A 10,791-nucleotide genomic window follows, 5' to 3' on the forward strand; every position below is an offset into this window, starting at 1 on the left:
CCATGAAGTCTCCAGGGATGGATTGACGGCGTCCTCCACACCGGGGTAGCCATTAGGTCGAGGCACTCTTCGGGCTGTCCAGTGACTCACGTAGTTTATGTTCCATAACCACCGTTCAAAAAAGCGCTGCGCAGCATGCCGAATGTAAATCTGACGAAGACCACAAATTAAAAGGCAAAGGTAGTACAATAGCGCCCCATGTCCGGAAATACTTTTGGCAAACTCTTTACTGTTACCACCTGCGGCGAGAGCCACGGCCCGGCTCTTGCGGCTATTGTTGATGGCTGTCCGCCGGGACTTGAGCTGACCGAGGGCGACCTGCAGCAGCAACTCGATCGGCGCCGGCCGGGGCGGAGCAAACAGACCACCCAGCGCCGCGAGAGCGACACTGTGCGCATCCTCTCCGGGGTGTTCGAGGGGGTAACTACCGGTACACCGATCGGTCTGCTGATCGAGAATACCGATCAGCGCTCCCAAGATTACTCCGAGATAGCGCAGCGCTTTCGTCCCGGCCATGCCGATTATACCTATCAGCATAAGTACGCCATCCGCGACTACCGCGGCGGCGGTCGGGCCTCGGCGCGTGAGACGGCGATGCGGGTTGCCGCCGGCGCCATAGCCAGTAAATACCTGGAACAGCGCCTCGGCATCGAGATACGTGCCCGCTTAGCGCGCATGGGCGATATCGAACTAGCGGCTCAAGATTGGGAAGCGGTCGCTGAGAATGACTTTTTCTGCGCCGATCCGGAGCGGGTCGCAGAGCTGGAGAGCTTGATTCAGAAGGTGCGCAAAGCTGGCGACTCGGTCGGCGCCGAGGTCGAGGTTGAGGTCCACGGGGTGCCACCGGGCTTAGGCGAGCCGGTCTTTGATCGTCTTGACGCCGATCTGGCTAAGGCGTTGATGTCGATCAACGCGGTCAAAGGGGTCGAGATAGGGGCGGGGATGACTGCTGCCCGGCAGCGCGGTAGCGAGCACCGTGATGAGCTTACCCCGCAGGGCTTTCTTAGTAACAACGCCGGCGGTGTGCTGGGCGGTATCTCCAGTGGCCAAGCCATCATTGCTCGAGCGGCTCTCAAGCCGACCTCAAGCATGCTAATACCGGGGAGCTCGGTAGATGTTAACGGCAACCCGGTGTCGGTGGTCACCAAAGGTCGCCACGACCCCTGTGTCGGTATTCGCGCCGTGCCGATAGTTGAGGCCATGGTGGCGTTGACCATTATGGATCACTGGCTGCGCCATCGTGGCCAGAATGCCGATAGCGATGAGATCTCCGGCGCACCGCTAATCCCGCCGCAGGCGCCCCGGCAGGAGTAGGCCGTTGCACGGCGGGCAGCCGACACCGCCGGTAGGGGCAGTGCCTTACTGGCGGCTATCCGGGTTCTATCTCTTCTTCTTCGCCGCGCTCGGCGCCTTGATGCCGTATTGGGGGCCCTATCTGCGCGCCGAAGGTTTCTCCTCGGCGCAGATCGGCGAGCTGCTCGCCATCCTCCACGCCACCAAGGTAATCGCCCCCAACGTCTGGGGCTATATTGCCGACCGGCTCGATCGGCGCATGGCGGTGGTGCGCGTCGCGGCACTGATCGCCTTCATGGCCTTTTTCGGCATCCTGATCGCCGATACCTACGGCACCATTGCCCTGGTGATGGCCCTATTCGGTTTTTTCTGGAATGCTGCGCTGCCGCAGTATGAGGCCAACACCTTTAACCACTTGCAGGGCCAGGAGCATCGCTATAGCAGTATCCGGGTGTGGGGCTCGGTCGGTTTTATCATCGCGGTGATGGGTATCGGCGAGCTGCTCGATCGAGTCGGCTTCGACTCTTACCCCTACATGGTCCTGCTGATCTTTGCCGGTTTGTGGCTGTCCAGCCTGATTGCCCCGGAGGCCGGAAAGGCGCGGCAAGCGGCTAACGGCGATGGGTTTTGGCAGACAGTGCGCCAGCCGGCCGTTATCGGCTTTTTTCTGGCCTGTTTTTTAAATCAAGTCGGCCACGGCCCCTTCTACGGTTTTTTCAGTATCTATCTGGAAGATCACGGCTATAGCGGCGGCTTGATAGGGGTGCTATGGGCCTGGGGGGTGGTTGCTGAGATCGGCGTCTTTATGCTCATGCATCGGATCATGCCGCGCTTTGGGGCGCGCTATCTGCTCGCTTTGGCGCTTGCCTTGGGAGCAGTGCGCTGGCTGATGGTGGCGGCTTGGGTCGATTCACCTTGGCTGATTGCGCTAAGTCAGACTATTCATGCAGCAAGTTTCGGTCTCTACCACGCGGTGGCCATAGATATTGTTAATCGCTTCTTTGTCGGCCGCTCGCAGGGTAAGGGTCAGGCACTCTATTCAAGTTTGACCTTCGGCGCTGGTGTTGCTGTCGGCTCTTTAGGGGCCGGTTGGGTTTGGGATCTCTACGGTGGGCAGACCTTTTTGGCCTCTAGTGCGGTAGCTTTGTTGGCGGCGGTGTTGGCTGCTGTGAGTCTGCGGAGGTTTAGGTATTGAGGTAGTTGCAGTTGCGGCGACCATTAGAGCCACATACTTGCACTGTGGAGGACCTGGCGCCAGGGTCGCCACTAGGCTTTCAGAGATGGATTCGCTGCCTTCTCAACAGTGCATGGGCGTGGCCTAACGGAGCCTCGAAGCCTCCCCGGAGCGATTGGCTGCACCCGGTGTGGAGGTCTTGGCGCCATGGATGGCGCCATGAAGCCTCCAAGGATGGATTTACGGCGTCCTCCACACCGGGGCAGCCAATTGCTCCGGGGAGGCTTCTCGACAGCCATGTCTGCCGTGAAAGCGCCCCTAGACTGTCCCGCTGTAACCCGCTTCGGTTATACTCGCCGTAAAACCAGCTGGCCACAGAGCGGAACTACGACCCGATGACAGCCAAGACACTCTACGACAAGCTCTGGGATAGCCATGTGGTGACCGAGCATGACGACGGTTCGGCGCTACTCTATATAGATCGGCAACTGCTCCACGAAGTGACCTCACCGCAGGCCTTCGAGGGCCTGCGTTTAGCCGGACGCAAGCCGTGGCGGGTTGATGCCAACCTGGCGGTTACCGATCACAATGTGCCGACCACTGACCGCTCGCTGCCGGTGGCTGATCCGGTGGCGCGCGAGCAGATTGAGACCCTGGATAGAAACTGCGCTGAGTTCGGCATAACCGAGTTCGGGATGCAAGATAGGCGCCAGGGCATTGTCCACGTAGTCGGCCCAGAGCAGGGGGCGACCTTGCCCGGCATGACCCTTGTCTGTGGCGATTCGCATACCGCTACCCACGGTGCATTGGGCGCCCTGGCCTTCGGTATCGGAACTAGCGAGGTCGAGCATGTGCTCGCCACCCAGACCTTGGTGCAAAAGAAGGCCAAGAGCATGCAGATCCGTGTCGATGGTGAGTTGTCCGTCGGGATAACGGCCAAAGATCTGATCTTGGCAATCATTGGCCGTATCGGGACTGCTGGCGGCACCGGTTACGCCATTGAGTTCGCCGGTGAAGGGGTCCGCGGACTGTCCATGGAAGGGCGCATGACCCTGTGTAATATGGCTATAGAGGCCGGGGCGCGGGCCGGTATGGTGGGTGTCGATGCGGTAACTATCGACTACGTCAGGGGTCGCCCCTTCGCCCCGCAAGGCGAGTTGTGGGATAAGGCGGTGGCAAGCTGGCGCGAGATGGCCACTGATGATGGCGCCGAATTCGATCGGGTCGAGGTCTTCGATGGCGCGGCAATCGCCCCACAGGTCAGTTGGGGAACTTCGCCGGAGATGGTCGCCCCGGTTGGGGATAAGATCCCCGATCCAGAACACGAGGCGGATGCGGTGCGGGCGGCGGCCATGCGCAGGGCGCTGGAGTATATGGACCTGCAACCGGGTTTGCCGCTAACCGAGATTCCCTTGGATAAGGTCTTTATTGGCTCCTGCACCAATGCCCGGATCGAGGACTTGCGCGAGGCCGCGGAGATGGTGCGGGGTCAGCAGGTAGCGCCGAGCATCAAGCAGGCGCTGGTGGTGCCCGGTTCGGGGCTCGTTAAAGAGCAGGCTGAGGCCGAAGGGCTGGACCGGGTCTTCAGCGAGGCCGGTTTTGAGTGGCGCGAACCGGGCTGTTCAATGTGTCTGGGCATGAACCCTGATCGCCTCGAGCCAGGCGAGCGCTGCGCCTCGACCTCCAATCGCAACTTCGAGGGCCGGCAGGGGCAGGGCGGGCGCACCCATCTAGTTAGCCCGGCTATGGCCGCCGCGGCGGCAATCCACGGCCACTTTGTTGATATCAGGGGCGAGTACTGATCATGAGTATTGAACCTTTTACCCGCCATACCGGCCTAGTTGCACCACTGGATCGGGCTAACGTCGATACCGATGCCATCATTCCTAAGCAGTTCTTGAAGTCGGTCAAGCGCACCGGTTTCGGGCCGTACCTGTTTGATGAGTGGCGCTATCTCGATCACGGTGAGCCGGGTATGGATTGTACTAACCGCCCGCGCAACCCGGATTTTGTCCTCAATCAGGAGCGTTATGCAGGGGCGAGCGTCTTGCTGGCGCGGGCTAATTTTGGCTGCGGCTCATCGCGCGAGCACGCCCCATGGGCGCTGCAAGACTACGGTTTTCGAGCCATTATTGCACCTAGCTTTGCCGATATCTTCTATAGCAACTGCTTTAAGAACGGCATCCTGCCGGTGGTGCTGGATGAGGCAACGGTCGATAAGCTGTTTACCGCCGCCTATGCCGAGCCGGGTTACAGCCTTACCGTTGATCTACGTAATCAGACCGTTGAGACTCCCGCCGGCGAGAGTTTTGGGTTTGAGGTCGATCCGTTTCGGCGGCGGATGCTGCTGGAGGGTTTGGATGAGATCGGTATTACCCTGACCGAGCACGCCGAGGCTATCCGCGCATATGAGCAAAAGCGCCGCGAGGAAGCGCCGTGGTTGTTTAGTTGAGGGTCTCTAGCAACTTCCTCGGAGCCATATAGCCTCCCCGGTGTGGAGGACGCCGTGAATCCATCCCTGGAGGCTTCATGGCGCCATCCCTGGCGCCAAGACCTCCACACCCGGGGAGGCTATATGGCTCCGAGGAAGTTGCTAAAGACGCCGCGCGAAAAATCTTTCTTCTGAGCGGTGGGACGGTGATTGGTTTAAGGAGAGGTTATGAGTCATAGGATACTGTTACTGCCTGGTGATGGCATCGGCCCGGAGATAGTCGCGCAAGGGCGGCGAGTTCTGGAGGCGCTGCGGGATAATCACGGACTCGATTGTGAGCTGGATACGGCGCCCATCGGTGGGGCCGGTTATGATGCCGCCGGGCAGCCGCTGCCGGAGGAGACCTTAGCTAAGGCGCAGGCAGCCGATGCGGTGCTGCTCGGTGCCGTCGGCGGGCCGCGCTACGATGAGTTGCCGCGCGAGGTGCGCCCGGAGCGGGGCCTGTTGGCGATCCGCGCCGAGCTAGGGTTGTTCGGCAATCTGCGCCCGGCGATGCTCTATCCGCAACTCGCCGATGCCTCTGCGCTGCGCCCGGAGGTGGTTGCCGGCCTTGATCTGCTCATCGTCCGCGAGCTTACCGGTGGTATCTATTTTGGTGAGCCGCGCGGGGTGCGGGAGCTGCCGAGTGGTGAACGGCAGGGTTACGATACTGAAGTTTATAGTGAGTCGGAGATTGAGCGGATTGCCCGATTGGCTTTTGCTGCCGCCGAGCGGCGGCAGGGACGGCTCTGTTCGGTGGATAAGGCTAATGTCTTGGAAAGCTCGGGACTCTGGCGTGAGGTGGTCGAGCGGGTTGCCGCCGATTATCCGCAGATCGAGCTCTCTCACATGTATGTCGATAATGCCGCTATGCAGTTGGTGCGGGCGCCGAAGCAGTTTGATGTGATTGTCACCGGCAATATGTTTGGCGATATCCTCTCCGATTGCGCGGCGCAGCTTACCGGCTCGATCGGGATGCTTCCCTCAGCGTCGTTGGATGAGCGTGGTAAGGGGCTTTATGAGCCGGTGCACGGTTCGGCGCCGGATATTGCCGGGCAGGATAAGGCGAATCCGCTGGCTACTATTTTGTCGGTGGCCATGTTGCTGCGCTATAGCCTCGGTAAGTCGGAGCACGCCGAGAGGGTTGAGCGGGCTGTCGGGCAGGTCCTTGAGGAGGGGCTGCGGACGGCTGATTTGCAGGGGGGGAGTCGGGTTGTGGGGACGGTTGAGATGGGGGAGGCGGTGGTGGGGAGGTTGTAAGCTTTTGGGGGTGCCCAAGCTGCTTATGAAGCGTTACACTTGCACTGCATACTACGACTATAACGGCGTTGGCTGCATCTGGCAGCCACGCAAGGAGTTCAGCTAAAACGGGGGGCCGCGATAGACCATGAGTAAGACATACGACGTAGCCGTAGTCGGCGCCACTGGGGCGGTGGGCGAGGTGATGCTGCAGATATTGGCCGAGCGCAACTTCCCCGTAGGTCGGGTCTATCCTCTGGCGAGTAGCCGCTCGGCTGGCGGTCAGCTGGAGTTTGCCGGCGAGCAGCTGACCATTGAAGACTTGGCCGAGTTCGACTTTAGCAAGGTGCAGATAGCGCTGTTCTCCGCCGGCGGGTCTATTTCGGCTGAACATGCCCCGCGGGCGGCTCAGGCCGGTGCGGTGGTTATTGATAACACCTCGTACTTTCGCTACGACGACGATATCCCGCTTGTGATCCCCGAGGTCAATCCCCACGCCGCTGCTGGGTACAAGAAACGGGGCATAATAGCCAATCCCAACTGCTCAACTATCCAGATGTTGGTGGCCTTAAAACCGCTCCACGACGCGGCGGCGATTGAGCGGATCAATGTGGCTACGTATCAGGCGGTCTCAGGTAGCGGCAAGCCGGCGATAGATGAACTCGATGCTCAGACGCGGGCGATCATTGCCGGACAGGAGCCGCAGTGCGAGGTCTACCCTAAGCCTATAGCATTTAATTGCCTGCCCCATATTGATGACTTTCAGGATAATGGCTATACCAAGGAAGAGATGAAGATGGTCTGGGAGACGGTCAAGATCCTGGAAGACTCCTCGGTTAAGGTAAATCCGACCGCTGTAAGGGTGCCGGTCTACTATGGCCACTCCGAGGCCGTGCATATAGAGACCCGTGAGAAACTCAGCGTCGAGAAGGCGCGCGAGGTGTTGAGTGCTGCACCCGGTATCGAGCTGCTTGATGAGCGTGCGGCGGGGGGCTATCCGACTGCCCTAACCGAGGGTGAGGGGCGCGATGCTGTATACGTCGGGCGCATTCGCGAAGATATCACCCACGAGCGCGGTTTGGATTTCTGGGTGGTTGCCGATAACTTGCGCAAGGGCGCTGCGCTAAATAGCGTACAGATCGCAGAACTCATGATCGAGCGCCACATCTGATCAGCAGCGCTTGGAGGGGAGTCGTGCGCAAAGCATTCCAAGTCGCCGTCGTTATAGCCGGTTTAAGCATAGCGGCGGGAACCCATGCAGCGGAACCGCGACTAGGTACCATTGAGTCCCGCTCCCAAGCGGGAGAGCCGGTTTCGGCGCGGATTCCCCTTCGTGACATAGAAACCGATCAGCTGGATGAGTTTGAGGTCGAACTGGCCCCGAGTAGGGTATTTGAACGGGCCGGGATTCAACGTCAGGATGAGCTCTCCCTGCTCTCTTTCGAGATAGTTACCGAAGGTGAGGATGCCCCCTATATCGAGGTGAGCAGCGATGAGCCGGTTGATCTGCCACTGCTCGATTTCCTCGTCCGCATTAGCTGGCCGCAAGGCGATCTGACTCGTGAGTACACGTTACTGCTTGAGGAGCCGACCACGGTAGCCGAAGCGCGGGAGAGGCGTGAGCGGGCTGAGCGCGAAGAAGAGCAACGGCAGGCTGAGGCTGAGCTTGAGTCTGCCGAGGAAGAGGCCGAACGTGATGCGCGGGGCCGTTCAGCCTATGGCCCGGTTGAAGAGGGGGATACGCTGTGGAGCATCGCCGAGCAGCACCGTCCCGACGACTCGGTGACCGTCGCTCAGACCATGCTGGCAATCCAGCGACTTAATCCTCACGCCTTCGCCGACGATAATGTCAACGACCTTCTAAGCGGTTGGTGGCTGCGTCTGCCGGATGAAGAAGAGATCAAGCAGCTGAGTGCTGCTGAGGCTCAGTCTATTTATGAGGACCACCTAGCTGCCTGGGTGCCGCCTGCTGAGCGCCGGGCCGCTGCAGAGGAGTGGGATCCGCAAGCACCAATCCCAGAGATTGATGAGCCGGTCCCGGATGTTGCTGAGCGGGAGGCACGGCTGCGGGTTGTGGCCATGGATGATAAGGGCACAGACGAGGTCTTGGCCCTGCTTGATGCCGACCTTGAACCCTCTGAGGCCAATTTGAGTCGCCTGCAGGGAGCGGTCGCCGCCATGCGCGAAGAGCGCGAGAGCCTGCGGGCGGAGCGGGATAATCTGCAGGATCGGGTGCGTGACCTAGGTGAACGGGTTGAAGCCCTAGAGCGGCTCCTCGATTTGTCTATGGACGATATCTTGCCGCCGCCCCAAGAGCCGACCCCACGGGCACCGATACCCGAAGTGGGGATGCTTGAGGAGGAGTTGCCGAGGCCGGAGCCTGCACCTGAGCCGGAGCCGACACCCGAGCCCGAGCCGGAACCGGAGGTAGCCGAGGAGGAGCGCGGCGAAGCGCCTTGGTGGGCGAGCATGCTGGCTGATGTCGAAGAGCTGGATGTTGCCCCTGAGGATATAACCGCGGCGCACTTGTGGGAGGAAGATACCTTACGTCAGCGCGCCCTTATTGCCCTTGGTTTAACGCTGGTGGCTATATCGGCGATAACTGGTTTAATCGCCTACCGCCGACGCAAGCAGATGCAGACTCGGCAGAGTCCGCGAAAGCGCTTTGATCCGGCGGATTTCGGCCTGTCTGATGAGCAGGAGCAATCTTACTCGCGACGTGACCCGCTCGATTTGGCTGAAGACTATATAGCCGACGATGAGTTTAATAACGCCCGTCAGATCCTTGAGCGGGGCATCCATCGTGAGCCCCACCGAGCCGATCTGCGTCTGAAGCTTCTCGATGTGCTGGCCAATCTAAATGAGCGCGATGCCTTCATGGATCAGGCTCAGGAGCTTTATGATCGGACCCGCTCGGATAGCGACCCGGTGTGGCAGACGGCGCTTAATATCGGTCGCCGATTTGCCCCTGATTCGCCCTTATTTGGTGGCCTGGCGGCGGGTGCTGCTACCGCCGCAGCGGCGGCAGATGGCGATCCCTACGGCGCTAGGGATAACGACTTAGCAGGTGAGGGAGAGGATGATCTCGATTCCAAGCCTGATCTAGAGGCCCTGGACCTTGGTTTTGACGATGAGGATGAGGGTCAGCAATCAGCCGGCGCTGATGATGACTTCGATCGGCGCTTGGATGAGGCATTTGGCGGCGAAGATGATCAGGAGCCTGAACCGGCGATGCAGCAGGATCCTGAGCAGAGCGCAGCGGCTCAGGATGCAGCGGATGATCTCTTCGGTCAGGGCGAAGATGATGCCGACAGCGGCTACGATGAGCTTGAAGAGATGGACATCGATGGACTGCTCAGTGAAGAGGGCTTCGACGACGAATCTGAACCTGATCAGCAACCCGCCGCTGGTGATGCAGAAGCGGAGCCCGCCGATCAAGGTGCTGCTGATGGCGAGTCCGGCGATGATTTCGATGAATTGCTTGGGGCAACAGAGCAGCAGGCCGAGTCTGAGCAGACAGAGCAAGCCGCGGATAGTGATGCCGACACCGAGGAGAGCTCAGCGGACGAGGAGGATGAGCTGCCCGATGATGATGAGTTGAGTCTCGGGCCAGGCGAGGGCGATCAGTCGGATACTATGCTCGATTTGGCACGCGCCTATATCGACTTGGGCGATGAGGCAAGTGCTCGTGAGATGCTTGAAGAGGTAATTGAAAAAGGTACCGAGAGCCAGCGCGAGAGTGCCCGCGAGATCCTCTCGGAGCTTGGCTCCTAGACTATTTGGAAGGCGGATAGAGCGGTTTGGGCTGCACTGAGGACCGGCAAGCGCCGCGGATAGCGCTAATCGTCGAGTACGATGGTAGTGGCTTTAGCGGTTGGCAGCGCCAACACCACGCCCTATCTGTGCAGGAGGTGCTTGAGCAAGCCCTATCTAAGGTGGCCGCGGATCGGGTTGAGGTCAGTTGTGCTGGGCGCACGGATGCCGGCGTGCATGCCGCGCACCAGGTGGTGCACTTCGATCCTCCGGTGGAGCGTGAGCTGCATGCCTGGGTCCTGGGTTCTAATGCCAACCTTCCGCAGGCGGTTAGCGTGATTTGCGCCTATGAGGTGGATAGGGATTTCCACGCTCGCTATAAGGCCGTGCGCAGGGCCTACCGTTACTACTTCTTCTGCCGGCGGGCGCGGCCGGCAATTTGGTGTAACCGGGTGGCTTGGACACATCGTGAGCTCGATGCTGAGCTGATGCACACCGCAGCTCAGCCGTTGGTCGGCGAACACGATTTTTCCGCCTATCGGGCCGTTGCTTGTCAGGCCCCTCATGCAGTTCGCGAGGTTTACCGGCTAGATGTTTGGCGCCGTGGACAGATGGTGGTCATTGAGATCGAGGCCAATGCCTTTCTCCATCATATGGTACGTAATATCGCCGGTACCCTGCTTGCCGTCGGCTCAGGTGAGCGGGATACCGATTGGCCGCGACGTCTGCTCGTTGAGCGCGATCGTACGCGAAGTGGCATAACTGCACCGGCGGCGGGACTCTATTTGACCGGGGTTGTCTATCCTCAGCAATATGCCTTGCCCGCTTACGCCGATTTTTTGCCGTAAAGGCATCCGCCGCG

The 10,791-nt window shown here is 60.1% G+C and carries 8 protein-coding genes; all 8 read left to right on the top strand.

Features of this window, described 5'->3' with window-relative positions; genetic code table 11:
• The first annotated feature begins 198 nt into the window (after positions 1 to 198).
• Entirely contained in the window at positions 199 to 1,314 is a 1,116-nt protein-coding gene (aroC, locus tag HH1059_RS05065) for a chorismate synthase (RefSeq protein ID WP_096408981.1), read from the top strand.
• A 4-nt stretch (positions 1,315 to 1,318) separates the two neighbouring features.
• On the top strand, positions 1,319 to 2,488 hold the full coding sequence (locus tag HH1059_RS05070) for an MFS transporter (protein WP_207148173.1): 1,170 nt from the start codon (positions 1,319 to 1,321) through the stop codon (positions 2,486 to 2,488).
• Positions 2,489 to 2,862: 374 nt separating this feature from the next.
• Complete coding sequence (gene leuC, locus HH1059_RS05075) at positions 2,863 to 4,269, top strand: 3-isopropylmalate dehydratase large subunit (RefSeq protein WP_096408982.1); 1,407 nt, start codon at positions 2,863 to 2,865, stop codon at positions 4,267 to 4,269.
• A gap of 2 nt (positions 4,270 to 4,271) precedes the next feature.
• Positions 4,272 to 4,919 (top strand): 3-isopropylmalate dehydratase small subunit, encoded by a 648-nt coding sequence (leuD, locus tag HH1059_RS05080; RefSeq protein ID WP_096408984.1) that lies wholly within the window; start codon positions 4,272 to 4,274, stop codon positions 4,917 to 4,919.
• A 207-nt stretch (positions 4,920 to 5,126) separates the two neighbouring features.
• A complete protein-coding gene (gene leuB, locus HH1059_RS05085; protein WP_096408985.1) occupies positions 5,127 to 6,197 on the top strand; it encodes a 3-isopropylmalate dehydrogenase in 1,071 nt (356 codons plus the stop codon).
• A 127-nt stretch (positions 6,198 to 6,324) separates the two neighbouring features.
• Positions 6,325 to 7,347: an aspartate-semialdehyde dehydrogenase gene (locus HH1059_RS05090; RefSeq protein WP_096408987.1), complete on the top strand. Its 1,023-nt coding sequence runs from the start codon at positions 6,325 to 6,327 to the stop codon at positions 7,345 to 7,347.
• A 23-nt stretch (positions 7,348 to 7,370) separates the two neighbouring features.
• A complete protein-coding gene (locus HH1059_RS05095) occupies positions 7,371 to 9,950 on the top strand; it encodes a motility hub landmark protein FimV (protein WP_096408988.1) in 2,580 nt (859 codons plus the stop codon).
• A gap of 26 nt (positions 9,951 to 9,976) precedes the next feature.
• Positions 9,977 to 10,777 carry a tRNA pseudouridine(38-40) synthase TruA gene (truA, locus tag HH1059_RS05100; protein ID WP_096408990.1) on the top strand — a complete coding sequence of 267 codons (801 nt, stop codon included), beginning with the start codon at positions 9,977 to 9,979 and terminating at the stop codon, positions 10,775 to 10,777.
• The last annotated feature ends 14 nt before the right edge of the window (positions 10,778 to 10,791 follow it).

It is taken from the genome of Halorhodospira halochloris (genome assembly GCF_002356555.2).
Taxonomy (GTDB): domain Bacteria; phylum Pseudomonadota; class Gammaproteobacteria; order Nitrococcales; family Halorhodospiraceae; genus Halorhodospira; species Halorhodospira halochloris.

What these genes read in the sequence shown, in the direction of transcription:
- HH1059_RS05090 (WP_096408987.1), top strand. Translation starts at nt 6,325, where the DNA reads ATGAGTAAGACATACGACGTAGCCGTAGTCGGCGCCACTGGGGCGGTG.
- leuD (WP_096408984.1), top strand. Translation starts at nt 4,272, where the DNA reads ATGAGTATTGAACCTTTTACCCGCCATACCGGCCTAGTTGCACCACTG.
- leuC (WP_096408982.1), top strand. Translation starts at nt 2,863, where the DNA reads ATGACAGCCAAGACACTCTACGACAAGCTCTGGGATAGCCATGTGGTG.
- aroC (WP_096408981.1), top strand. Translation starts at nt 199, where the DNA reads ATGTCCGGAAATACTTTTGGCAAACTCTTTACTGTTACCACCTGCGGC.
- leuB (WP_096408985.1), top strand. Translation starts at nt 5,127, where the DNA reads ATGAGTCATAGGATACTGTTACTGCCTGGTGATGGCATCGGCCCGGAG.